General features: G+C 38.3%; 28 protein-coding genes and 1 pseudogene. 6 read left to right on the top strand and 23 right to left on the bottom strand.

The annotated features are described in order from the left end of the window. Window positions 1–10 precede the first annotated feature (10 nt). From ACFO5T_RS05805 to ACFO5T_RS05735, 15 genes are all read right to left on the bottom strand, one after another. Window positions 11–430 (bottom strand): GreA/GreB family elongation factor, encoded by a 420-nt coding sequence (locus tag ACFO5T_RS05805; RefSeq protein WP_380032764.1) that lies wholly within the window; start codon window positions 428–430, stop codon window positions 11–13. A gap of 30 nt (window positions 431–460) precedes the next feature. Continuing rightward, window positions 461–1,759, bottom strand: coding sequence for a Glu/Leu/Phe/Val family dehydrogenase (locus ACFO5T_RS05800; protein WP_380032762.1), 1,299 nt, complete (start codon window positions 1,757–1,759; stop codon window positions 461–463). A 186-nt stretch (window positions 1,760–1,945) separates the two neighbouring features. Further along, entirely contained in the window at window positions 1,946–2,092 is a 147-nt protein-coding gene (locus tag ACFO5T_RS05795; RefSeq protein ID WP_380032760.1) for a hypothetical protein, read from the bottom strand. Between the two features lie 17 nt (window positions 2,093–2,109). Beyond that, window positions 2,110–2,280: a hypothetical protein gene (locus ACFO5T_RS05790; protein WP_380032758.1), complete on the bottom strand. Its 171-nt coding sequence runs from the start codon at window positions 2,278–2,280 to the stop codon at window positions 2,110–2,112. A 255-nt stretch (window positions 2,281–2,535) separates the two neighbouring features. Then, on the bottom strand, window positions 2,536–2,892 hold the full coding sequence (locus tag ACFO5T_RS05785) for a hypothetical protein (protein ID WP_380032756.1): 357 nt from the start codon (window positions 2,890–2,892) through the stop codon (window positions 2,536–2,538). Between the two features lie 104 nt (window positions 2,893–2,996). Beyond that, on the bottom strand, window positions 2,997–4,370 hold the full coding sequence (locus tag ACFO5T_RS05780; protein ID WP_380032754.1) for a sigma-54-dependent transcriptional regulator: 1,374 nt from the start codon (window positions 4,368–4,370) through the stop codon (window positions 2,997–2,999). A gap of 31 nt (window positions 4,371–4,401) precedes the next feature. Beyond that, window positions 4,402–5,136, bottom strand: coding sequence for a flavodoxin family protein (locus ACFO5T_RS05775; RefSeq protein WP_380032752.1), 735 nt, complete (start codon window positions 5,134–5,136; stop codon window positions 4,402–4,404). An 11-nt stretch (window positions 5,137–5,147) separates the two neighbouring features. Then, entirely contained in the window at window positions 5,148–6,227 is a 1,080-nt protein-coding gene (locus ACFO5T_RS05770; RefSeq protein WP_380032750.1) for a sensor histidine kinase, read from the bottom strand. A 171-nt stretch (window positions 6,228–6,398) separates the two neighbouring features. Then, on the bottom strand, window positions 6,399–7,031 hold the full coding sequence (locus ACFO5T_RS05765; RefSeq protein WP_380032748.1) for an MCP four helix bundle domain-containing protein: 633 nt from the start codon (window positions 7,029–7,031) through the stop codon (window positions 6,399–6,401). A 104-nt stretch (window positions 7,032–7,135) separates the two neighbouring features. Beyond that, on the bottom strand, window positions 7,136–9,004 hold the full coding sequence (locus ACFO5T_RS05760) for a SulP family inorganic anion transporter (protein WP_380032746.1): 1,869 nt from the start codon (window positions 9,002–9,004) through the stop codon (window positions 7,136–7,138). 26 nt (window positions 9,005–9,030) lie between these two features. Beyond that, on the bottom strand, window positions 9,031–9,330 hold the full coding sequence (locus ACFO5T_RS05755; protein ID WP_380032744.1) for an HPF/RaiA family ribosome-associated protein: 300 nt from the start codon (window positions 9,328–9,330) through the stop codon (window positions 9,031–9,033). Window positions 9,331–9,356: 26 nt separating this feature from the next. After that, entirely contained in the window at window positions 9,357–9,989 is a 633-nt protein-coding gene (locus tag ACFO5T_RS05750) for a hypothetical protein (protein ID WP_380032742.1), read from the bottom strand. Between the two features lie 391 nt (window positions 9,990–10,380). Further along, a complete protein-coding gene (locus ACFO5T_RS05745) occupies window positions 10,381–11,199 on the bottom strand; it encodes a universal stress protein (RefSeq protein ID WP_380032740.1) in 819 nt (272 codons plus the stop codon). Between the two features lie 63 nt (window positions 11,200–11,262). Further along, window positions 11,263–11,730, bottom strand: coding sequence for a Dps family protein (locus ACFO5T_RS05740; protein WP_380032738.1), 468 nt, complete (start codon window positions 11,728–11,730; stop codon window positions 11,263–11,265). A gap of 361 nt (window positions 11,731–12,091) precedes the next feature. Then, complete coding sequence (locus ACFO5T_RS05735) at window positions 12,092–13,198, bottom strand: mechanosensitive ion channel family protein (RefSeq protein ID WP_380032736.1); 1,107 nt, start codon at window positions 13,196–13,198, stop codon at window positions 12,092–12,094. Between the two features lie 259 nt (window positions 13,199–13,457). Here ACFO5T_RS05735 and ACFO5T_RS05730 point away from each other — a divergent pair, with 259 nt between their 5' ends. Continuing rightward, on the top strand, window positions 13,458–15,572 hold the full coding sequence (locus ACFO5T_RS05730; RefSeq protein WP_380032734.1) for an FUSC family protein: 2,115 nt from the start codon (window positions 13,458–13,460) through the stop codon (window positions 15,570–15,572). Between the two features lie 25 nt (window positions 15,573–15,597). Here ACFO5T_RS05730 and ACFO5T_RS05725 read toward each other — a convergent pair whose 3' ends face one another. The 8 genes and pseudogenes from ACFO5T_RS05725 to ACFO5T_RS05690 form a co-directional block, all read right to left on the bottom strand. Then, window positions 15,598–15,906, bottom strand: a complete 309-nt coding sequence (locus ACFO5T_RS05725) for a phosphoribosylpyrophosphate synthetase (protein WP_380032732.1) — start codon at window positions 15,904–15,906, stop codon at window positions 15,598–15,600. Window positions 15,907–15,923: 17 nt separating this feature from the next. Then, complete coding sequence (locus tag ACFO5T_RS05720; protein ID WP_380032730.1) at window positions 15,924–16,844, bottom strand: ClpXP adapter SpxH family protein; 921 nt, start codon at window positions 16,842–16,844, stop codon at window positions 15,924–15,926. Window positions 16,845–17,135: 291 nt separating this feature from the next. After that, a complete protein-coding gene (locus tag ACFO5T_RS05715; RefSeq protein WP_380032728.1) occupies window positions 17,136–17,582 on the bottom strand; it encodes a DIP1984 family protein in 447 nt (148 codons plus the stop codon). A gap of 58 nt (window positions 17,583–17,640) precedes the next feature. Further along, window positions 17,641–18,543: a pirin family protein gene (locus ACFO5T_RS05710; RefSeq protein WP_380032726.1), complete on the bottom strand. Its 903-nt coding sequence runs from the start codon at window positions 18,541–18,543 to the stop codon at window positions 17,641–17,643. Between the two features lie 65 nt (window positions 18,544–18,608). Further along, window positions 18,609–19,568, bottom strand: a complete 960-nt coding sequence (locus ACFO5T_RS05705) for a DMT family transporter (RefSeq protein WP_380032724.1) — start codon at window positions 19,566–19,568, stop codon at window positions 18,609–18,611. A 70-nt stretch (window positions 19,569–19,638) separates the two neighbouring features. Further along, a pseudogene (locus ACFO5T_RS05700) lies at window positions 19,639–20,385 on the bottom strand (SDR family NAD(P)-dependent oxidoreductase). A 30-nt stretch (window positions 20,386–20,415) separates the two neighbouring features. Further along, window positions 20,416–21,228, bottom strand: coding sequence for an META domain-containing protein (locus ACFO5T_RS05695; RefSeq protein ID WP_380032722.1), 813 nt, complete (start codon window positions 21,226–21,228; stop codon window positions 20,416–20,418). Window positions 21,229–21,390: 162 nt separating this feature from the next. Next, complete coding sequence (locus ACFO5T_RS05690) at window positions 21,391–21,699, bottom strand: PepSY-like domain-containing protein (RefSeq protein WP_380032980.1); 309 nt, start codon at window positions 21,697–21,699, stop codon at window positions 21,391–21,393. Window positions 21,700–22,133: 434 nt separating this feature from the next. On the opposite strand from ACFO5T_RS05690, the gene ACFO5T_RS05685 reads away from it, so the two are divergent. From ACFO5T_RS05685 to ACFO5T_RS05665, 5 genes are all read left to right on the top strand, one after another. Continuing rightward, complete coding sequence (locus ACFO5T_RS05685; protein ID WP_380032720.1) at window positions 22,134–22,952, top strand: ion transporter; 819 nt, start codon at window positions 22,134–22,136, stop codon at window positions 22,950–22,952. Between the two features lie 100 nt (window positions 22,953–23,052). Then, a complete protein-coding gene (locus ACFO5T_RS05680; protein ID WP_380032718.1) occupies window positions 23,053–23,622 on the top strand; it encodes a TMEM175 family protein in 570 nt (189 codons plus the stop codon). A gap of 34 nt (window positions 23,623–23,656) precedes the next feature. Beyond that, the gene (locus tag ACFO5T_RS05675) at window positions 23,657–24,532 is read left to right on the top strand and encodes a helix-turn-helix domain-containing protein (RefSeq protein WP_380032716.1); all 876 of its coding nucleotides are present in this window, start codon (window positions 23,657–23,659) and stop codon (window positions 24,530–24,532) included. A 99-nt stretch (window positions 24,533–24,631) separates the two neighbouring features. Further along, window positions 24,632–24,760 (top strand): hypothetical protein, encoded by a 129-nt coding sequence (locus ACFO5T_RS05670; protein WP_380032714.1) that lies wholly within the window; start codon window positions 24,632–24,634, stop codon window positions 24,758–24,760. Between the two features lie 86 nt (window positions 24,761–24,846). Next, the gene (locus ACFO5T_RS05665; protein WP_380032712.1) at window positions 24,847–25,563 is read left to right on the top strand and encodes a pirin family protein; all 717 of its coding nucleotides are present in this window, start codon (window positions 24,847–24,849) and stop codon (window positions 25,561–25,563) included. Window positions 25,564–25,570: the final 7 nt, after the last annotated feature.

Below are 25,570 nucleotides of genomic sequence, written 5' to 3'. Positions count from 1 at the left end.
ATTTCTAGTTTTAAATGGGTACTTCAATTTTCTCCAGTTGTTCGTCTTGCTTTACTTCCTTTATTGTAAGCTCTTGCATACCACTAGGGAGTGTCCAATTGATAATATCTGACTCCGAGTAGCCCATCAGGGCAGAACCCATAGGCGTCAGGATAGATATTTTGTCCTGTTTTAGGTCTTTTTCTGCTGGAATGACCAGTTGGAGTGTTTTCTGCCAACCCTTGTTAGACACCACAGTGATTTTGCTGTTAAAACGTATCACATCGTCGGGCATCTCACTTTCATCAACTATATGAGCTGATTTAAGTTCGTCATTCAATCTTTGTAACGACTTCTGGGTTTCAAAATCTTCGGCATAGCCAGAGATGTTGAGTAGGCGTTTTAGGTACACGTACTCCTTTTTTTCTAATATCAAACTACCGTATTTCATAGCTTCGTATTTTTTTTATTAATTACTAAATCAAGGAAAAATCCCACGTTGTATGTAAGCCTTCTCGATGCGTTTTATGGCAATGCAATAGGCGGCTGTTCTGAGGTCTAGGGATTCCGCTTTCGCGAAAGCGTACACCTTCTCAAACGATTCTTTCATCTTCTTTTCCAGCTTAGGCATCACCTCTTCCAGTTGCCACAGTTCTCCGTTGCGGTTTTGTAACCACTCAAAATAACTGCCTATCACCCCACCAGAATTACACAGAATGTCTGGTATAATGGTCACACCGCGTTCTAGCAAAATCTTTTCTCCCTCGACGTTTGTGGGACCATTTGCACCTTCGGCGATGAGGCGTGCCTTGATGAGAGGAGCAACTTCTTTTGTGATTTGATTTCCAAGTGCTGCAGGGATGCAGATGTCACAATCTGTAGCATAAAACTCGTCTTTATCTAACGTTTTTGACTCTGGAAAATCCACAATGCTACCATTGTTCGATTTACTGTAATTGAACAGGTCTTCTACCGCGATACCATCTTTGTTCTGAATGCTGCCAAAGGCATCTTGCACCGCAACCAGTTTTGCCCCTTCCTTCTCAAGAAAGTGCGCTGCCCAATACCCTACATTACCAAATCCCTGAACGATAAAGCGCTTCCCTTCTAAGCTTTCATCGTTATGCTGTGCCCAAAATTTAATCGTCAGATAGACGCCAAAACCCGTAGCTCTATCGCGCCCTTCCAGACCTCCACTACCATCGGGCTTCCCAGTTACCACGTGCTGATTTGCTGTACGCTCTGCTGGTGGGCGCGTGCTCATATACGTATCTGCCATCCACGCCATCGTCTGGCTGTTTGTGTTTACATCTGGTGCAGGGATATCGTGCTCCGGACCTATGTTATCTGCGAGGGCAAATGTGAATCTACGCGTGATACGCTCCAGTTCTGACTGTGAATATTTAGAAGGGTCTAACTGTATGCCACCTTTACCACCTCCGTAAGGAAGACCAGCAAGTGATGTCTTCCAGGTCATCCACATTGCGAGTGCTCTTGCGGCATCAATGTCCACCGTAGGATGGTAACGCAGACCGCCTTTATAAGGTCCTAGTGCGTTGTTATGTTGCACTCGGTATCCCGTAAAAATCTCCACATCACCGTTATCCATCTTTACGGGAAAATGCACTACAATCTCATTGTTTGTAATACTGAGAATCTTTCTGATATTGGGGTGAAGTTCTATATGGTCTGAAGCGCTGTTAAACTGCTCCATTACATTCTCCATCATACCCCTCACAGGAATCTTTTTGCTCTTTTTATTTAGTGTTGCTGTTGTCATAATAGGACCGCTGGGCGGTAGGTTTGAGTATTATTTAAAAAGGCGATTTGTAATACTTCGCTCGTTGTATCTGTCTGAGAGATAAGTACTTTTTCTTTTCTTATTGCTAGGCTTGTGAGTAGCCGTAGCGGTTAACCTTGCATTATTTTTCATTGTTACTTTCTTTATAATTGTTATTCAATCCCCTTAAAAGAGGTTTATTTTTTGGTCTCTTCTTCTAAACCGGCTCCCGTTTGAGTATCTGAATGGACTTGCTTTTACAGTTGCAAACTGCACTTTTCCATTTGCTACTTTAGCCTTTGTAATTGCGGTAATAATTGAATTAATAATCATAGCTTCCTTTTTTATAGTTATGCCATTGCCATTTCTGGCTGGGCGTTTTTTTTGATATTTATTTGGTTTACTTTTGTACTACTTTCATCGTACTCACTACAAGACCATACTTGGCTTTTTTGAGTAGTTAACACGCACGTATCTCTATGGATACAGGTGGGGCATATATTGAAGGTGTTTGCTTTCATAATACATTTCGTTTATTTTCTATATATAAGGCAATGTGTATGCCACTGGATGTGCCAGAAATGTATAGAAACTCAAAAACCCTTGCTGTATAAGGGTTTGTACGCTTTCGCGAAAGCGTATGAAGAAAAAGTAAACGGGACATTATAGACCAGCTGGGGAGAAATGAGCCAGTACAATCTCAGGAAATAGCATAAAAAAAAGCCCTTCGTACGAGCGTACAAAGGACTGAATGTATGATGCGGAAATTGCTTTAGTTAAAGGAGCGTGATTTCGTTAGATGAAAGTGCTTTTTCATAATCTAAAGTAACGCTGGAGAGTGCATTATAAAACCTTGAATGGTTCGCTGGCTTTACGCGAACCTCGGTAACACCATCTTCACGCTCAGTTACTTGGGTTACAACGACCTTCTTCCCTATCACTAGTTTATGACTCGCAATTCCTCCGCGCTTAATGATGAAGTTTCCTTTAGGGAAATTTATATGCTTGTATTCTTGACTGGATGGGGATGCGATTTGAAATAAATCTCCCTCTTTTACAGTACTCGTATCATTTTGAGCCGAAAGATTTATGGTGCCTAAGCCCAATAAAAATAGAAATATTAGATTTTTCATATTGCTGTTCGTGTTATTTTGTTCTTTCATTTTTCTGTAATTTAAAATTAAAACATTCTTTGTTTTCACATACTTAAGGAAATTATAAATCTGATATTCTCGGATTACCCATTCAACTTACTTCGCAACGTCTTCCTATCAATCCCTAAAATTTCGGCGGCCTTGGTTTTATTGTTATTGGTCGCATTCAGCACTTTCTGAATGTACTTTTTTTCTATTTCTTTGAGCGGTACTAATTCGCTCTCTGGGAAATCTATGGTATGCTTTAAGCTGTCTGGAAGATGTGCTACATCAATTATCCTATCACACATTATGACCGAGCGCTGTATCACGTTTTCCAGCTCTCGTATGTTCCCCGGCCAATCATAACGCTGTAAAATCGCCGAGGCTTCTGGCGTAATCGTTACAAAGCGGTCCTTGAACTCGATGCCGTATTTAAAAAGGAATTTATCCACCAGTAGCGGGATGTCTTCTTTGCGCTCTCGCAATGGTGCGACCTCAATTTCTACCACAGTAAGACGGTAATACAAGTCTTCCCTAAAAGTTCCTTTCTTAATCATCTCCTTAAGGTCGCTATTTGTCGCAGCAACGATGCGTACATCTATCTTTTCTGCTTTTTGAGCACCTACCTTAACGACTTCTTTTTCTTGTAGTACACGCAATAATCTGGATTGTACGGCTGTAGATGCGTTACCTATTTCATCGAGAAATATCGTACCTCCATTTGCTGCTTGAAAGAATCCATCGCGGTTTTTTTCGGCGCCGGTGAAGGCTCCTTTAGTGTAACCGAACAGTTCGGCTTCTAGCAAGTTTTCTGGGATACCACCGCAGTTTACAGCGATAAATGGCGCTCGAGAGAACTTGCCTTGATAATGTATGGCGCGAGCCACGAGTTCTTTACCCGTACCGCTTTCTCCCTTGATGAAAATGGTGGCTTTGTTATCCTTAACGCGCTCTATGATTTGAATAACATCATTTATCTTTTCTGATGCACCTATGATTTCGCCATAGGCATTGTCTTTTTTTGTTTCCGCTTTTGTACTTCGACTACGCTCCGTGTGTACTCCAGCGGTCTGTTTTCTGCTGTTAGTAGTACTAGTAGCGTTATTATTACCCAGCGATTTATCGATAGCGTCTCCCAGTTCTTCTTTGGTAAACGGTTTCGTCAGATAATCGGCAACACCGGCTTTAATAGCCGCGAGCGAATCTTGAACAGACGGATAACCCGTCACAACTAGCTTAGGTAAGCTCGGATAATGCTCTGATACAAACTTGATGAGCTCTGACCCGTCCACCTCTGGCATTTTAAGGTCTGTGATGAGTAGGTCTATCTTTGTATCACGCAGGATTTGAACCGCTTCCTTTACCGAAACAGCTTTGTACGTATGAAAATTCCACGATTGTAGGTGGCGTTGCAATAACTCTAGGATATTGATGTCGTCATCTACGATTAATATGTTTTCTTTTTTAAGTTGCATCTATAAATAGGCTTAAATTTTTATATGATAACTATCTATATTCAGGATTAGTAAATTCCCACCGAGTACCATCATTCCATTGTTCTCTAGAATTTCCGTAGTTAGGAAATCCTCCATTTTTCTTAAGTAGTGACGCTAAATGAAGTAAATTATAGGTCATAAAGGTGGTGTTCCTGTTTGTAAAATCACTATCGAAACCTACTGGGGTTTTTAATTCCTCTCCATTCCATTCTTTATCTCCATAACTAGGTCCTGGACCCACAGCACCTATCCATCCAGCATCTGCTTGTGGCGGCACGGAATAACCTATGTGTTGCAAGCTGTATAGGATTCCCATAGCGCAATGTTTTACACCATCTTCATTACCAGTAATAATACAACCACCTACTTTACCGTAATAGATGTATTGCCCTTTTTCATTAGTTTGACCACTCATAGCATATAACCTCTCGATGAGCTTCTGGGCTTCAGAGGATTTTTCTCCTAACCAAATAGGTGTCCCCACAATTAATATGTCTGCCGCTCGTACTTTTTCAAAAAGTTGTGGCCATTCATCTTCATCCCAACCGTGTTCTGTCATATCTGGATAGATACCGCTGGCTATTTTATGGTCTATAAAGCGAATTTCCTCAACATCTACATTCTCTTTTTCCATTATTGCCTTAGAAACAGCTATCAAGTTACTAGTATGACTGTTTTGTGGAGACTTTTTTAACGTACAGTTGATGTATAATACTTTTAAATCGCTGAAATCATTCTTTTTCATACGCTTCTATTTTATGATTTAGGAAGGCTCACGGTAAACGTAGCGCCTTTACCTCTATTATTTTCTACTGTAATCGTGCCCTTGTGACTCGCCACAATACCGTGTACGACACTCAGACCCAGCCCTGTTCCATCGCCTGTAGGCTTTGTGGTGAAAAAGGGTTGAAACACTTTGTCCAGCGCTTCATCTGAAAGTCCTGTTCCCTCATCTTGAATTTTTAAAATGATATCGCTTTTAGACTCTTTTGCTATGATGGTGACCAGTCCGTTCTCTGGTGTAAAGTAGATGGCATTGATAATAAGGTTAAATATAATTTGGGTGAGCTGTATTTTATCTGCTTTTACGAGCAACTCTTCGGCATCTATAGTGACAACATATTTGACGTTTGCCTTTTTAAAGGAAGCGTCTAACAATCCCAGCGAATTCTTAATGCTCGGCACCAAGTTTACTTCCTGCATTTCCTGTGGCATTTCACAGGAGAAAAAGAGAAGTTTTTTTACCACTTCGCGCGAGAAAATGGCATTCTTAATGATTTTATCTAAATCGTCTATTGCTCTCTCGTTGTGTGAAAGGTCGTCTTGCAGGAGTTCTGCAAAGCCCAGAATATTTGCTAGTGGCGTGTTGAGCTCGTGGGCAATTCCTGCTGTAATTTCGCCCAGGATACCTAACCTATCAGCACGCTCCATTTGCCGTTTGAGCGAGGTCTCATTCTGTTGTATTTCCAGTCGTTCTAGCAGATTTCCTATTTTGAGCGCAACGGTGTCCAACAGCTGTTTTTCTTCTTTTAAAAAGGTACTTCTGTCATCTTTTAAAGAAGCTATAATGGCACCATTGGGTTTATTAAAAACCAATATTTGAGCGCTCAGACTCAAGTCTTGATTAATCACACCCGTTTTTGAAGAACACATAAGCGTATCTACAGCAACCTCTGTATGCTCGGGAAATTGAAATCCTTTTTTTACACTATACCCTATCGCATTGAGCGTTTCCTGCATTTGGTCTATGTCTGCATTTGCAATGATAGACGATACCTCATAGAGACAGGTAAGCTCTTTGATACGTTCTTTTAAGGCTTCTTCGGTGGTGTTCATTTATAACTTTTGGTTTGTTTTAATGCACTTCAATGCTTCATTCTCTTGATTATTCTGAACTGAATGAGTACGCTTTACCGCTTCGCTCTCCCGATGGTCGTGAATCTCACTAGTTCGATTTCGCGAAAGCGTAAACCCCATAATTCTATTCTAATATACCACTATTGTTACTTATTCTACTCGTAAACCAGGCTTTCTGGACGTTGTTTTTACACGCTGAAAAATGATGAACTGAACGATGATGCCGACTACGATTACGATAATAATCTCTAAATGCGAGAGGAAGTTTGTGGTGCTCAACGACTTTTTTGCACTGAGTAGTCTGTTTTCTCCTTCCTTCATCTGGATGTCTGCCAGATTATTCAAATCTGTTTTGATTTTACTGAAAATCTTAGGAATGGCCTGCTCAGATGCATCACTTTGGTTACGGTATTTGTCCTCAATGCGATGCAAGATGGCAATGTGTTCTTGCAGGGATTCAAAATTTTCCCGTTCTGCGGGAGTCAACTTAGTTGCCGAAAATTTATCCATAAGTGCCTCCAGCGTTGCATCTTCCTCAATCACCGTATTTGTAGCGCTCTTTTTCAAGAATTGCTCCTCCTTCTGATAGATAATGCTGTTCATTTTAAAAAGGTAATGCTGTGCCACCACGCGGTCCTCATAGATGGTCGTAACGGTTTCTTGAGCCGTATTAAAGTGACGTTTGTCTACGAGGTTAGTCGCAATCACAATAATAAAAACGACTAGCAGGGCAATGGCAAGATTAAATTTTTGCTTAAAGTCACGTTTATGTTTTGAATTCATTTGTCGTATGTTTTCTATGATTACACATTCATTGCTCCTGCTTTTTAAGGGCTATAAACCCTGACGTAGTTGATATAGCACCTAATTATTCTCCTCTTTTAAGATTAAGCAGATTTATCTTTAACATTGAGCAATACCCAATCTACACATTCTCTATAGGTCTTAAAAATTTGCTCTTCTGGCACCAAGTCTGGAATGATATTTACACGCTCCATCATATAACGTGGTTGTTCCAAAACATCTACAAAGAGAACGGTCACATTTATATTTTTAAGGTGCATCAGTACATCTTCTAGCGTATAAAGCCCCGATTGGTCCATATATTGCATTCTTCCCATCCTAATAATAACAGTAGATGCAGTAACGGGAATCTGAGTAGAAAGCGCCTGAAACTCACTTGTAGAACCGAAAAATAAAGGCCCTTTAAGATGTTTAATAAAAACTTCTTCCTTTAAGTGAACTGGAAAATTCTTTTCATCTGGCCAAGTCTCTTCTAAAAGTAAAGGACTAACTCCAGAACGCTGAGCGGTCAAGTCTCCCATCTTTTTCATAAACATCAGGGATGCTATAATGAGACCTACGCCCACAGCATACACCAAGTTCCATACCGATGAAAGGATGAGTACTACAATCATTATGACGACTTCTGAGCTTAACTTGAAAGGACCTATTTTCATATCCTTTGGTAAGGACGGGATTGCTTTAAGACCCTTATAATCCATCACACCTATTCCTACAGTAACTAATATTCCTGCAAGTACGGCTGCCGGTATTTGCGAAGCAACAGGACCAAGAGCAAGTAATATAATTAATAAAAGGATACCCGCAATCATTCCCGAAAGCCTTGTTTTTCCTCCTGCATTAATGTTAACCACGGTTCTTATCGTTGCACCCGCTCCTGGAATCCCACCAAAAACAGCAGCGATACTATTACCGATACCTTGACCAACCAATTCTTTATTGGGTTTGTGCTTTGTTTTGGTCATATTATCTGCCACAACTGAGGTAAGCAGCGAATCTATAGCGCCAAGTAAAGCTAGCGTGAGCGCAGTAAAAATGTACGGAGTGATAGAACCTAATTCAAACTTTGTAAAGATTTCCAGATTAGGCACGGGGAAACCACTTGGGATTTGCTCAATAGGTCTATAATCAAGTCCAAAACCATAAGCCACACCAGAAACTACAACTAGAGCGACCAAAGCACTTGGAATGGCAGTTGTAATCTTTTTAAAGCCGTAAATAATAAATATGGTAGATAATGCAAGAATAAGCTCAAGCCAATTTATATTCTGTAATGCACGTGGCATCACTTTAATAGCACCCACTACGCCAGATGTCTCACTTTTTGCCAGCGTTTGCGCTTCTTTCAAAATGTCTTCATTAGAAACTCGTTCTGCACGCGTTATCGTTTCTTTAAAGTCTTCAAGAACTAAAATACCTTCTCCAGTTTCTTCCTTAAGAATATTACTTAAAATAATTTCCTCGGCTTGCGGTTTATAATTTTCGACTAGGTCTGTGTCTTCTTTTGGGTAGTATCCTATGGCTGGCAATATTTGCGTTACTAAGATAATAACTCCGATGGCAGTCATAAAACCAGATACTACGGGATATGGGATATAGCGTATATATTTTCCTATACCTATTAACCCCAGTCCTATTTGCATAAGTCCTGCAAGTAAGAAAACGAGTAAAATAGCAGGTAATGCTTTATTAATATCTCCATCGTTTACTGCTATGATACCTGCAATCACCACCATACTTACTGCGGTCATCGGTGCGGTGGGGCCAGAAATCTGAGTGTTCGTTCCGCCAAAGAGCGCAGCAAAAAAACTAATGAAAATTGCACCATACAATCCTGCACTTGGTCCCATTCCAGAACTTACACCAAATGCCAATGCTAAAGGAAGGGCGACGATTCCAGCAGTAATACCACCAAAAAGGTCGCCTTTAAAATGTTTGAATATATTCTTCATAAAAATGTTTTCAGTTTTTTAATGATTTAGTTAGTAGCCATAGATGCTTTACGCTTCTCGAGCTGTATTTTTAGGTTATCAATGGCTTTGCCAGCTGCAAGTTCATAAGTAGCCTCGCTTGCAGATGCAAACAGTTTAGGGCCTGGCACACTAAGCTCCATCGAGCATATTTTACCTTTTCCCTTGGGGTCATTTTCCTGTCTAAAAACAACATCTGCTCGTATAATCCAGTCGTATTTACTGTATAGTTTTTCTAATTTCTTTTCTACATAAGCCTGCATTGTGGGGCTGTGCGCCATCTGGACAAACTGGGTCTGGGTTTTCATAATATTTAGTTTTGAGGTTGTATCAATTAGGCAATACTTTTTTTAGAGACCTTATCTATTCTATAGAAGGTCACGAGTAGAATAATGATTCCTATTGCGAGCAAAAAATAGAGTTCCATACTGGACATTAAATTGCTCACATCAAGTGATTTTTGAGCATTTCCAGTAATGGTCTTACTTTCTGAAACTTGGATGAGGGCTAGATTGTCTAAATCTGTTTGTAGTTCGGCCAGATTATCTTCAAAAGGATGTCCTGTGTTTGTTTGTTGAAGGGCATCACTATTGACTTGACTTAAAGAATTGGAATAATACCTCGCTTCCTTTGCTTTCAAATCAAAAAAGTCATTTTTGAAATCATCAAAAACTTTTGCTTCATTAGTGGTAAGCTTGGTTTCTAAAAACAAAGTGATGAGTGTCTCAATTTCCTTATTGATATTTTGATTTGAAGTTCCCGAGTCTTGTGGGAAAAGTTGCTTCTTATGAATGAGGTTGTTCAGTTTATAAATATAATCCTGTGCCACTACCCTATCATTATGGAGAGACTTAACCGCATTTTGAGCCGTTTCAAAGTGCCGCTGGTCTATTCGGTTTGTACCTAATATTAAAAGAAATACGGCAACAAGTGCCAGCACAATGTTGAGGCGGTTTGATATTTTCATTTTTTTTGACATAGTGGTAAAATTTAAAGCACTTATATAGCTGTGCCATTATTACTATCACTATTGCCAAAAACATTCCTAAATTTTATACTTGAATTTAAAAAGTTTGCAACTAATTGATTATCATTAAAATAAATAACTGAGTAATTATTAATCGTATTTTTAATCGAGTAATTTTTACTCGTATGGGTAAATATTACTCGGTTAATACCTTTCTATATTATTAAATTTTCAGCTAATTAGTACTAAAATCAAAAAGCACCATTACATTAAAAATGTAATAGTGCTTAGAACTAAATCGCTTCATTGAGGATTGATTTCCTTTACCATTGTTCTCTCCCGATGGTGGTGAATCTCACAGGCTCGCTTTCGCGAAAGCGAACAAAACCTACTAGAGCTTAAATGTCATCACCGGAGTTAGGGCGTGATTTGCAAGATCTTCAGAAATACTCCCGTTAAAGAAATGATTAAGCCCTTTTCTTGCGTGAGTACTTACTGAAATAAGATCAGCGTCTATCTCATCTGCATACTGTATCAAACCATCTTCGACCGTATGGCCTGCAATAAAAGCAACCTTGTCTGTACCACCTGATGCGGCAAAATTTCTAACCTTTTCAAAAAATTCTTTCGAACTTATAAATCCACTCCCAGGAAGGTTTACATATACTGGGTGCACCGTACTGCCTAGACTTGAAAAGATATTCATCGCTTTCTGGTATGCTGGTATACTCTTCTCAGTAAGTGACGTCGCAAGAATTACTTTCTGTAGTGTAAATTCCTTTGGTTCTCTTTTAATAATAAGCACAGGTGTGGCACTATTACGAACCATCTTTTCTGCATTAGACCCAGCAAATAGGCCATCTTGCATCGTAAGGCCGTGAGAGCCCATTATAATTAAATCTGCTTTGAGGTCTTTTGCCACGAGGTCTACTTCCTTATATACTTTGTGTTGTTTAATTACTGGCCGCACGTCTATGCCTTTGAGATAATCTCTCTCAATGAATTCGGCTAACTTCTTTTCTGCCAGTCGTAGCATAAAAAACATTTCTTCGGTTTGAGAAGATATTGTTTTTGTAAAAACAGATTCAGATAGCTCTAACATATGGAGTACGTGTAAGGTTGCCTTATTTCGCTGGGCAATAATGGCTCCTGCTTTTAGCGCAAATTCTGACTGTTTTGAGAAATCTACTGGTATGATTATATTTTTCATTCTTATGTTTTTAAAAAATTAATACTAAGGCTAATTCAAGGCTTGAGACAAACGTGTGTCAACTTACTTTAAATACGAATTAAACATCCAAAGTGTTTTTTCAGTTTCTGTGATGTAATCGCTCATCAGGCTTACCGTACCCTCATCTTCAGCATCTGATGCAAGGGATAATATGAGACGCTCTCTTTGTACTAAGGTTCTGAAATTGTTAATGACAACTTCTACGCCTTGGGTTCCGTCGGTGACGTTCCTTTCTTCCTTTATCTCAGTATACTCCAGATAATCAGTATAGGTGTGTAATGGTTCTCCTTCCAAGGTTAAAACACGCTCTGCAATTTCATCTATCTTAGTAAAGGCATCCATATATAATTCTTCAAACTTGTCGTGCAGTTCAAAGAACTTTCTACCTTTAATATTCCAATGTAGTCCTCTGAGGTTCTGATAGAATATTTCATAATCTGCTAATAATATATTGAGCTCAACAACTAATTTTTGGGCTCTTTTGTGGTCTAATCCTACTAAGTTTTTCATAAATATTATGTTTAAAATGTGAGTGATACATTGTTCTGAAACGCTGTACGTTTATAATAGGGCAATAGCTATGCCCAAGATTAAACATACTACGACAAAACTATAAACCAATGATTTATAGATTATTACGTTGTTTTACTAAATATACTCAAAAGAAAAACCGAGACATAAATACCCGATTGGGTAATTATGTCTCGGTTGGGAGTTAAAGTGCAGTCGCGCTGAATAAATATTTCTGACTTGTAAAGTAAAATGAATATTGTTATACAAACCCTTCTAATGATACTGATTCTTAAAATCATCGAGTATACCTAGGAAACGCTTTCGCGAAAGCGCAACTTAAAAGAATATAAACAGCTTATTAAACTTCTGAACTTACCTCAGCTGGTATTTCATTTCTAATAACCACCGTCTGCGATGGGTAAGGGATTACAACACCCTCCTGCTTAAACCGCTTTCTAATACTGTCTAAAACGTCTATTCTAAGCTGGAAACTGTCACTATAGTTGCGCTCCCAGGTCCAAGCTCTTACGATTACGGCATATTCATTTAACTGCGTAAGCGCCGTTTTTACAATGGGCTTTCCATCTCGTATATCTTCTTCTGTACGATTATCTAAAATGAGTGGATGCTTCTCGCATTCCTCTTGCATTATCTTTTTGGCTAGCTCAATATCACTATCATAGGAGACTCGTATCTCTATGCGCTCGCAACATTTGAGCTCGCCCATATCGTAATTTATAAGTCGTTCCTTATTGATAATCGAGTTAGGTATGACTATCATTTTGTTTTCAAAATTACGTATCACCGTATGTCTTAATGTAATATCTGTCACCCTTCCCACCATTGTGTCCGTGACCTTTATAAGATCACCTATTTTAAAAGGTTTAAAGGCGATAATAAATAAACCTCCTATGACATTAGACAAGGCTTCCTGCGAAGCAACACCTGCAATAAGCGCAATCACACCGGCACCACCTAAGGCCGTATGTGCAATTCCTTTCATAGATGGAAAAATGAGAAGTGAAAATACAACACCTAAAAAATAGATAGCGCAAACAGCCACATATCTGAAAAATTTGTAGGCCGTAGGGTCTTCATTGGTCGCAATTTTACGTGCCGTTTTTTCTTTAAACCAAATACTAATGCTGGTAGCGGCAACGATAGTAAGCACTGTAACCACACCTAAATAAAGTACTATTTCAAAATTGCGTACGATTATAGCATCCTTCTCCCTATCTACCACTACAAAGCTCATTGCGATAATACCAAGCACGAGCCAGAGTGCCTTCAGAATTCTTCTAACAAGGTTTAATGACCTAGAAGATTCATTTGGAAATCTCTTTTTCTTCTTTTTTATTGCCCACTTATAGAGGGCGTCTGTGAGACTGCGTAGGATAATAACTGTTACCACGACTCCTATTGCCCAAATGATATGACCTTTATAGGTTGTTAAAAATTCTTCCATATTTCTTCCTGGTTATTCGCTTTCGCGAAAGCGTAATTTAATTAATTTCTTTCCTTTTAAAGCTACATTTTGTACATAAAATCGCTTGTATAATTTATCCCATCCATAAATCAATTGTACCTTTAATTACAATAAGAAAAACCGATAATTTATTAAAAATCTTATAGTAAATACCGTTAAAGAATTTAGAGAATTCTTAAAAGACACTAGCTTTTCAAAAGCTATTTTAATAGGTGTTGCTATTACAGTACCTGTTATTTTGGGCATTGTAACAGAAAATCTAGATATAGGCCTTGCGATCTGTTTTGGTGCGTTTTGGTGCTCTCCTAGTGATGTAAGCGGGAGTTTAAAACATAAGCAAATTGGGATTCTGTGCTCTGCCCTGCTCGTTGTTGTGGTGAGTTTTATAGGTGGCTATTTTCATATTCCTAACGTATTCCTCTTTCCCTTACTTGGGTTCTTAACATTCTGCATTGCCTTTATTTCCATTTATGGTTTCAGAGCTTCGCTTATTAGTTTTTCTGGACTGCTGGCCCTTGTGTTAAGTTTTGCTAATACGCCCCAATCCTTAGCCGTATATGAATATGCGCTGTTAATAGGTCTGGGAGGACTATGGTACTTAGCATTATCAACACTCTATTATTATATAAACCCCAAAGCCGACACAGAAAATACCCTTACCGAAATTATGCTCTTAACGGCAGATTTTATTGATACAAGGAAGGACCTTATAGGCGAGCAACCCAACAGGGCGGCCTTAAAAGAACAACTCCGATCCTTACAAGTTGAGTTAACTGAGAAACACGATACCCTACGTGAGATACTCCTCTCCTATCGAAAATCATCAGGTAAGTCAAACTATCAAAGTAGGCGGCTACTAATTTTTATCCAGCTTGTAGAATTACTGGAAACTGCCATTGCAAATCCTGTACACTACGACAAAATGGATGCACTTTTCTTAAACCAACCTCAATTTAAAGCGGATTTTCAAAGGCTACTCTCAGAATTTTCGCATCAGTTGCGCATTATTGCAAGTGACTATCATAAACCACAGCGCCAACTTTCTAACAAAGCAATTGCTATACTTCTGGAACAAATAGATGCTAACGTTGAAAATTTTAAAACTGAAACATCATCTGAAGATTATGAAAATTACCTTATCCTTCAAAATTATCTCGACTATCAAAAAGAGCAGTACGGCAAGCTAAAAAAGATTAAACTTTTATTAGGCAATAACGATTTAACTCCTGAAGATATAGCCGTACAGGGTAAACTGAAACGTTTTATAGGCTCACAGAGCTATAACCCAAAACTCATCTTAAGAAGCCTTAGTCTTAAATCTACCATTTTTAGACATTCACTACGGTTAGCACTCACCGTGATGCTGGGATATGGTATTGGTTTATTATTTGACTTACAAAATCCGTACTGGATCATTCTTACTATTATCATTATAATGCGACCTAGCTATGGGCTTACAAAAACACGTTCTAAAGACCGTATTATAGGTACAATAATAGGAGCAGTAGTTGCCAGTGGTTTAGTCTTTCTCATAGACCACCCTTATGTTTATGGAGCTTTGGGCGTGGTTTCTTTAGTCATTGCCCTATCGATGGTTCAGAAAAATTACAAGGCATCATCTGCATTTGTGACATTGTGTGTGATTTTCATTTATGCCATTATTCAGCCAGATATCTTAAAAGTGATTCAGTTTAGAGTGATAGATACTGCCATAGGTGCTGGACTATCTTACCTCGCGATGCGTTTTCTACTACCCGCTTGGTCATTTATGGAAATAGGTGAAAGTATTAAAGACGGTTTAAAGGCTAATACTGCTTTTTTTAAATCTATAAGTGCCTATTATCAAGTAAAAGGTACAATCCCAACAAGCTTAAAGGTACATAGAAAAGAAGCGTTTTTGAAGATGTCCAACCTGAGCGCAGCTTTCCAGCGTATGGCGCAGGAGCCTAAATCAAAACAAAATCATATCAATCACATTTATGAACTTGTAGAGATGAATCAGAGTTTTCTAGCATCACTTGCCTCGTTGAGCAGTTATGTGCAAAATCATAAAACGTCTGATGCGTCACAAGCATTTACATCTATTGCAGCAAAAATTCAGCATAATCTTGATAGCGTTTGTGGACAATTAAGGACCATTGATTTTGAAAATCCCAGTTTGCATTCTAATATTCTCAAACCTAAGTTAGAAATTGCCTCTCTAGATTATTCCATAGATAAACTCACCGCCGAGGCTATTGCTCAAACGGAAAACTTAAGTGCTCACAAAGAAGCACATTTGGTGTGGGAGCAACTCTACTGGTTGTTTAGTTTGAGTCAGGATATGTTGAAGCTTGTTGCTAAATTTCAGTAACACGATTAAAAGCTGGCGCACTTTCCTATCGCTCTGGTCTATTCAACTTTTGCACTAACTTGAAAGATGCATAATCTGCATAGATTCCATAGGCATTTACTAACAGACCTTTGAGTTTTCCGTCTGTTGAAGAAATTGCATAAAGGACACTCTCATTGTCTACGTCTGACATTTCTTGAAAGCGATGTTTTTCATCTATATTAAACTCTTCAGGTTGTAACTGGCATTGATTTTCAGCACATTCTATAAATTCATCTTTAATGTTGAAGTTATAGGTGTAACCCTTTTCTGTAAGGTCATTTATCGCTTCTGATAAGGTGATGTATTTTCCCATTGTGTTATGTTTTTATATTATTTAATTGTCCAAAGTGCGCCATTCTTCGTTGTAAATTTTTCCAACGTGCCGTTGTTCGCAAGGTTGTTCAGTAATGTTTCACTTTCTGCTCGAGGAGTTCCAGATAGTTCTGAGTATTCTTTCGCCGTGAGCGAATTATAAACTTGAAAAAGCGACTGCCAATCTTTGTGATATTCTCGCTTCACAACATCAAGATTTAGTTTTAAAATCGCCATTTCATAGAAAGCATAGGGTCTGGTACCGTAAACTGTTTCTGTATTTCCAGCGGTGTCTGTGAAAAAGAGTGTTGGAAAACCTCGTACGCCAAGTTCCTTAGCTAACTTTAGATCATCTTCAAAAAGCGCTTTTGCTTTTCCGTTGAAATCGGTTTTGAGCTGTGCTACATCGAGTCCTACCTTTTTAGCAGCTTTTGCTAGATGCTCCCATTTTGCAATGTTTATTTTTTTGAGAAAGACCATCTCTCGGATGTCTCGCATAAATAACTGTGCTTTTTTCTCATCTTGGAGTTGCGCTGCTTTAAAAGCAATGGACGGCGGATAAGAAGATTCTAGCGGATCTTCCAGCCAAAGGTCGCCATCTATAGGCATATCATAATGCGCACTTACCTCATCCCAATGTCCTGCTACATCTGCTGGGCCGCTTATGCCACCACTATTGTAACTCCAGTCAGGTAATAAACCGCCCATCCTATACTCCATCCTAATAGCATTCCCATATTCTAATTTCAATTTCCTTAATTGGGGCTCAATTCCCCAACACGAGGAGCAAATAGGGTCTGTAAAATAAATGAGTTTTATGATGTTTTCTGTAGATGAGATATCGTCTTTTGGTTCCGTTACTACACGCTCATCGGGCATCTCACACATTCCTGTTTCTATATCGCATAATAGCGGATTATTTGCTGTTTCATTTTTCATAACAATTCTTTTTCAATTTGGGTTTACGACTAAAGGGATTTACGTCCTAAGACTATTTCCATCCTACATCTCAAATCGTTTTGCCCTAAGTCTTAATTTTATAAAAATGGTCGGTCAGTACCCGGTAGTAAGTTGTAAAGTGTACAATTGTGAATTGTAAGCAGTAATGGGTCTTAAACAGTACAATCTTGCTGCAACCCAAGCAGCTCTGGATGGTATAGTTTTCACTTTGCCCGGAAAACATACCAAAAAAAGGGGCTGGCACTCGCCCCGACCATTCCGCCTTTCGGCTTAATCTTTTAAAACTGTGAGCCAGTTGAGCTCTTGAATTTTACTATCCAATTCTCTAAAGGCTCTTCCTGTCTGATCCATCTCTATCTGTAACTTTTTAATATCAATAGTACTTTTAAGATTTAAATCGCCACTATTATGTATTTGAGAAGCACTTCGTATGTTTCTCAATTTCTCAGCAAGCATTTTTAATGCATCTCTCTTTGCAAGCGCTTCCATTAAAGTACCTTCTCCCTCTACGACAGTATCATTATTTGTCTTATTAATACGCACCACAATAGCTTGTAAATCTTCAATAGCTTGACGTAGTTGTGCAAGCAGCGCATCAGGATCCTCTTGCGGTTTATTTTTATTGGACACAATCAAGACAGGTCTAATTCTGTTTTGTAAATGTTCTATTTTCTTTAATAAGTCTGCTCTTAATAGTAAGCCCTCAGCAAGTTTCATAGGTTATATTTTAAATTCTTTGCGTATTATTTTAATTATTACCTAAAGAATAAGTCATTTACTTATTCTTAAAACTAGGCGGCTCGAGCAACGGCACATAATCATCTTCATCGCCCACCACTTTTGGGAAGGCATCGTGATTTTGATTTTTCCAGTTGGTCTTTGCTTCTTCTATGACCTCTTTACTAGAATTCACAAAGTTCCAATGAATATATCGTTCCTCGTCAAAGGGCTCACCGCCGAAAATATAGACCGTCGTCTGTGCTTCCATCTCAAAAGCGCAAAGCGTACTGTCCTTTGCAATGAGAATCTGCTTATTACCGTAATTATGACCATCTGCATTAATGCTTCCTTCTAGAATGTAGAGTGCACTCTCTCCGTAGAGATGCTCTCCTATATTGATTTGTTGTTTCTCCTTAGCTTTAATCTCTATAAAATAGAGCTGACTATGCACAGGCACAGGAGATTTTTTATTAAAAGCCTCACCTGCAATGAGCTTAAACTGCGCTCCCTGATCTTCCCAATGTGGGATATCTCCAGCTTCCGTATGTGCAAACGAAGGTTCTGATTGTTCTAAATGCTGCGGTAACGCTACCCAAATTTGTAGTCCGTGCAATGACTTGTCAGTACTACGCAGATACTCTGGCGTTCGTTCGGAATGTACCACACCTTTACCCGCGGTCATCCAGTTTACAGCGCCAGGTTTAATCTCTAAGTCTGACCCTAAACTATCCTTATGTTGTATAGAACCTTCAAATAAGTAGGTAAGTGTGGACAAACCAATATGTGGGTGCGGTCCAACATCCAGATTTTCACCCTTAGCCATTGCTGCCGGTCCCATATGATCTATAAATACAAAGGGACCAACGGCTCTTTTTTGTCTAAAAGGTAATAATCGCCCTACCATAAAATTTCCAATATCTGCGGCGCGTTCCTCTATAATTAATTGTGTATTTGACATTGTGATAAATATTTTAGTGCTTCCCTAAAATTAGGCAATAGGGATTTAAAAAGCTTGTAAATTGTTTATTGAAAGTGTTTCCGCTTTCGCGAAAGCGTAACCTCACAACTAGCCCCAAAATTAAAATAGTCTTTGTTTAATGATGGCCTTTGAGTTTGCTCTCGGGACAAATAAATACCCAATAAAATCAAGGCACCGCCCACAGCAAACCAAACTGTAAATTCTTCTCCATCAAAAATACCCCAGACAATAGCCACCAGCGGCAATAAATAACTTACCGTACTGGCAAACACCGCCGTAGTTTTCTGAATGAGATAATAGTATAACAACATCGCGATCGATGTGCCTATGGTTGTTAAGAAAGCGAGGTATTTTATCGCCTCCATCGTTGCAGGTGTGGTCTCAAAATTTTGTACAAATCCTGTGGCATATAATATCACCATAGATGGTATTGCCCATATTGTGTACACCGCAGCGGTAAGTTGCAACGCATTTACATTAGGTATTTTTTCCTTTATTACTACAGCATTCACTCCATAAGCTGCACCCGCCAAAACGATGAGCATCGCATACCAAAACTGTGAAGTCTCTGTATTACCCTCAGAAAAATAAATCAAACTCGCTGCGCCCAAGAATCCGATAATAGCACCTATCACCTGAGACAACCGGCTCTTTATACCAAACAATAAAAATCCAAATCCTAAAACAAACATAGGCACGAGCGCATCCAGAATTCCTGCTAAAGAACTGCTCACTTGGGTCTGTGCAATAGGAAACAAAAACATAGGTAAAAAGTTACCAAAGAATCCAGCAATAGTTACCCACAGCAAAGTTTTCTTAGACATCTTGAGCAATGCTGGAATTCCCACGACTGCTAGCATCAATCCAGACCCCACAACACGTATGGCACCTATCTCATAAGGCGAGAAAGCAACGAGTGATTTTTTAATTAATATAAACGAGCTTCCCCAAGTAATAGCTAGTATGAATAGTAAAAACCATTTATTTCTGAGTAATTGTTTCATTTGTAATACCATTAAAAAGCAGCCAACATTATTACAGCTGGTTGCTTTGTTTTATTTCATTGTTTTCTGTTTATCTTAATTTAATATCTCCACCATCTGCCATAAGCGTCTGTCCCGTCATATACTGACTATCTTCACTTAATAAAAAGGCCACAATGGGTGCAACATCCTTTTTTGGGTCTCCAAAACGACCCAATGGGTTTTTACTAATAATCTCCTCATATTGCTCTGGGAAGTTCTCTTTCCATTGCTTAACACCTTCCGTAAAAGCTAACGGACACACAATGTTTACTCTAATGCCGTCTTCTGCCCACTCATTTGCTGCAACGCGAGATAGTCCTCTTATAGCTTCTTTTGCAGCGGCATAGCTACCTTGATTTTTTTGACCTAACAACCCTGCGCCAGAGCCAAAGTTTACAATAGACCCTTTTGTTTTCTTAAGCTCAGGATATGCTGCTTTCATAAAGTTTAAGGTACCTTTTAATCCCGTATTCATAGATAAATCCCAATCCTCATCTGTAAGTTCTAGTAATGGCTTTTGGCGGGAGGCGTGGGCATTATTTACTAAACTCGTAAGCTTGCCAAATTTTGAAATAGCCAATGCAACAGCTTCTTTAGCCACAGATTCCTTAGAAATATCGCCTTTCAAAAATGCAATGTGCTCAGGATGAGCCGCTTATTTTTCCTTTCCAGCTTCCTCATTTAGGTCTACCGCAACTACGCGAGCGCCTCTTTCTGTAAGTTCTGTGGTCATTGCACCACCTATTCCAGCGGCTCCGCCTGTTATGATGATTACTTTATTTTCTAGATTTTTCATAATACTAATCTTAAAAATTTATAAATTATATTACTTAAAGTATACTGCCTCAAAAACCGCGAGTGGCGCTCTCCTTCCTACATTAAGGCTAAGTACATCATCTACTATGGTATAATTATCTGCAGTATTAAAGACATTCAAAAATTCTGACTCATTTACGTCTACATCAGGACAGGCTTTTAAAGTGGTCGCCATATTTGTAAAGCGGATTCTATTTCCATCTTGGAGCGAATAAGCACCATTAATAGTATTACAGCCAGCAAACCCTGTAACTCGCCCATCATTTTTCAACATAAAATAAATCTCGCGCTCTTGATTGTCTGCCATTGTTACATTTTCACCTTCTAATGTTTTAAGCTTCCAGTACTTCTCTGTAATCTGATTTTCTATTGTGACTTTTTTGAAAATGGCAAGTGGTGCACGTCTTCCTTTTTTTATCATAAGATTATCACCTTGAATAGTTAAATTATCTGCAAGATTAAAGACTTTGAGAACATTGTTTTCATTTACTGCGTTATCACGGCAAGCCATTTTAGTACTCGCTAGCTGGGTAAAAGATATCCTATTTCCTTCTTCAGATGTATAGCTGCCATTAAACGTGTTGCATCCAGAAAACCCTGAAATGGTCTTATCGATAGGATTTAATTGGAATCGGATTTTTCTATCCATTTGACTTTGGTCAATGGTTTTACCATCCAGTCTAATAAGTTGCCAGGTGGATTGATTCATCGCCTCCATTGCATCCATATTATTTTTATCTATTTCACTTGTGGTGTTCATAGTGCTATTACAACTTAACATTGTTAGTGCTATTACTGCGAGTGTGATTATGTGTTTTGTCATTTTTATATTTTATTTGTACTTGTTTTAAAATTGAACTCGTGCAATTAATTAATCATTGTATCATCTCTGCATCCTAAGAATACTTCCTTAAAGTAGGTAATTAAAAAGGACTGCCTAAGCAGCCCTTTTCATCAATCAACTAGTCGAACTAAAAAAAACTAATTAATCTTTTGAGATGCTCAGTACTTTGCCAGCTGCACTGTAGCGTATTACTACTTCATCAAACCAGCCTTTCTCAAGCTCTACCTCATAAGTTGTCACCCCATCTCTAAATGTCGATTTGACTTCATCTATCGAATAATCAGGATAATCTCTTTTTATAAACTGAGCGAGTTCAGTTGGTAATTCTGTTCTAACAATTTCTAATTCTGTTCGTACGGTATCTCCTTCTTTGTTGAACCAGATTTCGCGTTCAAGTCCATTAACTTCAAATTCAACTTTATAATCGGTGCCGCTACGCTCCCATTCAATGTCAGTCGCATTAGGATATACTTCAAGTAACCCTGCTGTAAAGTTTGAAGGAACCTCTGTTTTTTTTAAATCCTGTCCGTAACTTATTGCTGTAGCAAATAATGCTACAATTGATAATTTTAAATACTTTATAATTGCGCTTGTTTCGATTTCTATTACAAAGATAATTTTAGTTCGTAACTTTATGAACTAAAATAAGGTAATGTATTTTTAATCATTAGTTATGAGTGTGTTAAAATCAGGTGTTGGTTTTGATTGCGCTTTCGCGAAAGCACAAAAGAGATTCATTATTAAACTAAGTGAGTATTGTACTGAGATTATGATCTTGCTGTTATTTTCGAAATTTATTTTAAGTAATTCATAATGTTTCTTCTCAAAGAGCTACTTTATCTCTTACTTTGTAGCTTGAAATAACAATCCTCTTATCGTGAAAAATGTCTAAAAGAAAAGGATTTATACATAAAACATCGAAGGCAGCTCGGGAACTAAATCTCACGACCAAGGAACGTATCCGAATCATCATAGAAGATAATGACACGCGACAAGGCCGGCTTTTTGATATAACAATTCAAGTATTAATTTTTGTCTCCATTCTTGTGTATTGTTTAGGTACACTTCCTAACCTTTCACCAGAATGGAATTCTTACCTCGATATTGCAAACAATATTTGTTATGTTGTATTTACAATAGAATATTTTGGGCGGATTTACATTACCAAACATAAGTTCAAATACATATTTAGTTTTTTTGGAATTATAGATTTATTGGCTATTCTTCCTTTCTTGTTTGCCAAACAATTTGACCTTAGAGCCATAAGGGCACTTCGTATATTTAGAATCATTAGTGCTTTAAAAATTTCCAAATACAGTGCTGCGCTAGAACGATTTGCGATGGCTCTTAAAATGATAAGACCTGAGTTAGGTCTATTTTTCATTCTTACGGGCGTATTCCTATTTCTATCTGCCGCTGGTATTTATTATTTTGAGAACGAGGCACAGCCAGAAGCCTTTGCATCTATCTTTCATAGTTTATGGTGGGCGATAATTACACTGACCACCGTAGGTTATGGAGATGTTTATCCCATAACTATGGGCGGACGCGCATTTACATTTGTCATCTTGTTATTAGGGTTGGGAATTATTACGATTCCAACAGGTTTAATTGCCAGCGCACTGTCTTCGGCAAGGAATATTCAGTTTGAAGAAGATGAAGAAAAACGTAAACGAATAGCAGATACCGAAGAAGATTTATAAAATCAAATTTATCAGTACAAAACCTTGAAATATAATCAGAGCTTTACAAGTTTAGATTATATTGAGGATAGAAAATCTAAAAATAAAAGCAGTTAATTATATGAAAACAAGCAGACTAGAAGCTTTTAGTGATGGCGTTCTTGCCATTATCATTACCATAATGGTTTTAGAACTTTCAGCTCCCGAGGAGGCTACAGTAGGTGCGCTTCTAGAAAGAGCTCCTGTATTTATAAGTTATGTGTTTAGCTTTATATATTTAGGAATTTACTGGAATAACCATCATCATTTATTCCAGATTACACAAAGGGTTAACGGTAAGGTACTGTGGGCAAATTTGCATTTGCTTTTTTGGCTGTCTCTCATACCATTTACTACCGCCTGGATAGGTGAAAATTATGACCAAACGTTACCCGTAGTAGCATATGGTGTAGTATTACTCTTGTGCGCCATAGCATATTTTATACTGCAAACTGTCATCATTAAATCACACGATACGGAATTCCCACTTCGCAAAGTGGTGGGCTCAGATAGAAAAGGAAAAATTTCTATTGTGTGTTATTTTTTAGGTATTGGGTTTACTTTCGTGAATACTTGGATTGCTATTGTTTTATATAGCGTTGTTGCCATTATGTGGCTTGTGCCGGACAGGAGAATTGAGAAGAGTCTGTAATCAATTCATTAAATTAATATACCTATATGAAACTATGAAACCTGTTAAAACCTATCAAAGAGTAAATACCAAGAAAGAAGATGCAACTTTTGCCATCTCCCGTATGGAAGACATTTATGATAAACATAACGGAAAGGTAGATGAGCCTCACAGGCATAATTATTTTACGGTACTCATTATAAAACAAGCCTCTGGCGAGCACAAAATAGATTTTAAAAGCTATGCACTCGCTGCCCATCAAGTATATTTTGTAGCACCGGGTCAAGTACATCAGGTTATAGAAACCGAAAAATCGTTCGGCTATGTGATGACATTTTCCAACCAATTTCTGGTAGCGAACTCTATTTCTTTAGCCTTTATAGATAGCTTAAACCTCTTTCAAAATTATGGGCACAGTCCGCCATTGCTTCCTGAAGAAAAGCAGCACCAAAAAATAGCTAGTTACGCCGAAAATATTCTCGAGCTATTTCACAGTGAGTCGTCTATGAAGCAGTTATCTATTGGTGCTTTCTTAAAACTTCTACTCATAGAGTGCAATAATATTTGCTCTTTAAACCCAGTAGATACCGATAAAGATTCTGCTGTAAATAATGTTTTACGGGACTTTAAAAAAATAGTAAATAGCGATTATCGGAGAGAACATTCTACAACCTATTATGCAAATAGGCTTCACATTTCTCCAGATCATCTTAATCGCACGATAAAATCAAAAATAGGGAAAACAGCAAAAGAATATATACAAGCCAGAATCATTACCGAGGCAAAGAGATTGCTCTACTTTACTGACGTAACTACTAAGGAAATTGCGTATGAATTTGGTTTTAACGAGCCAGCAAACTTTAGTGCATTCTTCAAGAATTGTACGCAAATGTCTCCTACAACTTTTAAGAAACGGGAAGTTAACATTTGATTAACGCTCCACATCGGATTTTCATAAGTTTCTCTCTTTTTTTCATATTCCACAGCCTTCTAGGCTGTTGCATCTTTGTAACACTATAATAACAAGGATATGAATCGTAAAGACTTCTTAAAAACTTCAGTCGCAGGTAATGTGGCAACGATGTTTGGAGTTTCTGCTTTCGTACCGTGTCAAGCCCGGCATAAACTTCATTATCTCGCTTTCGCGAAAGCGAGATAATGAAAGCGGAATAAAAAAAAACTAACGAATCATTACTAAATAATAATGTAGGATTTAAACACTTACCCAATAAAGAAAAGAAAACGATGAACACTATACTTCACAAAGCAAATACAAGAGGCGATGCAAACCACGGGTGGTTACATTCTAAGCATACCTTCAGTTTTGCAAATTATCACAACCCAGAGCGTATGAACTTTGGGGTACTTAGAGTTTTAAATGACGATACAGTTTCAGAAAACAGAGGTTTTGGGACACATCCCCACAGAGATATGGAAATTATCTCTATCCCACTGGAAGGCGATCTCAAGCACGAAGATAATATGGGAAATAAAACCATTATCAAGTCTGGAGACATCCAAGTGATGAGCGCTGGTACGGGTGTAATGCACTCTGAGTATAACAACAATCCAGATAAGCTTGTAAAGTTTTTACAGATTTGGGTAATTCCGAACAAGCAAAATGTGGAGCCTCGCTACGATCAAATCACGCTAGATACCGCAGATCGCAAGAACAAATTACAGCAAGTACTATCACCTAATGCAGATGATGCTGGTGTATGGATACACCAAAATACTTGGTTTACTATGACAAATCTGGACGCAGGAAAAGAAGTGAAATATGAGCTAAACGATTCTAAATACAATGGTGTATATGCCTTTATCTTAAAAGGAGATGTGACCATAAATGGTCAGGCACTTAATGAGCGCGATGGCTTCGGGATATGGGATGTAGAAACACTTGATATTAAAGCAGATAGTGGTACTGAAATCTTACTGATGGAGGTTCCTGTTAAAGAGTAATGAATAG

It is taken from the genome of Dokdonia genika (assembly GCF_042652845.1).
In the GTDB taxonomy this organism is placed as follows: Bacteria; Bacteroidota; Bacteroidia; order Flavobacteriales; family Flavobacteriaceae; genus Dokdonia; species Dokdonia donghaensis.
Note: the sequence above shows the minus strand (reverse complement) of the source record. Positions and strands in the feature narration are given on the sequence as shown.

Coding starts and splice junctions, on each gene's coding strand:
- ACFO5T_RS05805 (WP_380032764.1), bottom strand. CDS start 430: ATGAAATACGGTAGTTTGATATTAGAAAAAAAGGAGTACGTGTACCTA.
- ACFO5T_RS05800 (WP_380032762.1), bottom strand. CDS start 1,759: ATGACAACAGCAACACTAAATAAAAAGAGCAAAAAGATTCCTGTGAGG.
- ACFO5T_RS05795 (WP_380032760.1), bottom strand. CDS start 2,092: ATGATTATTAATTCAATTATTACCGCAATTACAAAGGCTAAAGTAGCA.
- ACFO5T_RS05790 (WP_380032758.1), bottom strand. CDS start 2,280: ATGAAAGCAAACACCTTCAATATATGCCCCACCTGTATCCATAGAGAT.
- ACFO5T_RS05785 (WP_380032756.1), bottom strand. CDS start 2,892: ATGAAAAATCTAATATTTCTATTTTTATTGGGCTTAGGCACCATAAAT.
- ACFO5T_RS05780 (WP_380032754.1), bottom strand. CDS start 4,370: ATGCAACTTAAAAAAGAAAACATATTAATCGTAGATGACGACATCAAT.
- ACFO5T_RS05775 (WP_380032752.1), bottom strand. CDS start 5,136: ATGAAAAAGAATGATTTCAGCGATTTAAAAGTATTATACATCAACTGT.
- ACFO5T_RS05770 (WP_380032750.1), bottom strand. CDS start 6,227: ATGAACACCACCGAAGAAGCCTTAAAAGAACGTATCAAAGAGCTTACC.
- ACFO5T_RS05765 (WP_380032748.1), bottom strand. CDS start 7,031: ATGAATTCAAAACATAAACGTGACTTTAAGCAAAAATTTAATCTTGCC.
- ACFO5T_RS05760 (WP_380032746.1), bottom strand. CDS start 9,004: ATGAAGAATATATTCAAACATTTTAAAGGCGACCTTTTTGGTGGTATT.
- ACFO5T_RS05755 (WP_380032744.1), bottom strand. CDS start 9,330: ATGAAAACCCAGACCCAGTTTGTCCAGATGGCGCACAGCCCCACAATG.
- ACFO5T_RS05750 (WP_380032742.1), bottom strand. CDS start 9,989: ATGAAAATATCAAACCGCCTCAACATTGTGCTGGCACTTGTTGCCGTA.
- ACFO5T_RS05745 (WP_380032740.1), bottom strand. CDS start 11,199: ATGAAAAATATAATCATACCAGTAGATTTCTCAAAACAGTCAGAATTT.
- ACFO5T_RS05740 (WP_380032738.1), bottom strand. CDS start 11,730: ATGAAAAACTTAGTAGGATTAGACCACAAAAGAGCCCAAAAATTAGTT.
- ACFO5T_RS05735 (WP_380032736.1), bottom strand. CDS start 13,198: ATGGAAGAATTTTTAACAACCTATAAAGGTCATATCATTTGGGCAATA.
- ACFO5T_RS05725 (WP_380032732.1), bottom strand. CDS start 15,906: ATGGGAAAATACATCACCTTATCAGAAGCGATAAATGACCTTACAGAA.
- ACFO5T_RS05720 (WP_380032730.1), bottom strand. CDS start 16,844: ATGAAAAATGAAACAGCAAATAATCCGCTATTATGCGATATAGAAACA.
- ACFO5T_RS05715 (WP_380032728.1), bottom strand. CDS start 17,582: ATGAAACTTGCTGAGGGCTTACTATTAAGAGCAGACTTATTAAAGAAA.
- ACFO5T_RS05710 (WP_380032726.1), bottom strand. CDS start 18,543: ATGTCAAATACACAATTAATTATAGAGGAACGCGCCGCAGATATTGGA.
- ACFO5T_RS05705 (WP_380032724.1), bottom strand. CDS start 19,568: ATGAAACAATTACTCAGAAATAAATGGTTTTTACTATTCATACTAGCT.
- ACFO5T_RS05695 (WP_380032722.1), bottom strand. CDS start 21,228: ATGACAAAACACATAATCACACTCGCAGTAATAGCACTAACAATGTTA.
- ACFO5T_RS05685 (WP_380032720.1), top strand. CDS start 22,134: ATGTCTAAAAGAAAAGGATTTATACATAAAACATCGAAGGCAGCTCGG.
- ACFO5T_RS05680 (WP_380032718.1), top strand. CDS start 23,053: ATGAAAACAAGCAGACTAGAAGCTTTTAGTGATGGCGTTCTTGCCATT.
- ACFO5T_RS05675 (WP_380032716.1), top strand. CDS start 23,657: ATGAAACCTGTTAAAACCTATCAAAGAGTAAATACCAAGAAAGAAGAT.
- ACFO5T_RS05670 (WP_380032714.1), top strand. CDS start 24,632: ATGAATCGTAAAGACTTCTTAAAAACTTCAGTCGCAGGTAATGTGGCA.
- ACFO5T_RS05665 (WP_380032712.1), top strand. CDS start 24,847: ATGAACACTATACTTCACAAAGCAAATACAAGAGGCGATGCAAACCAC.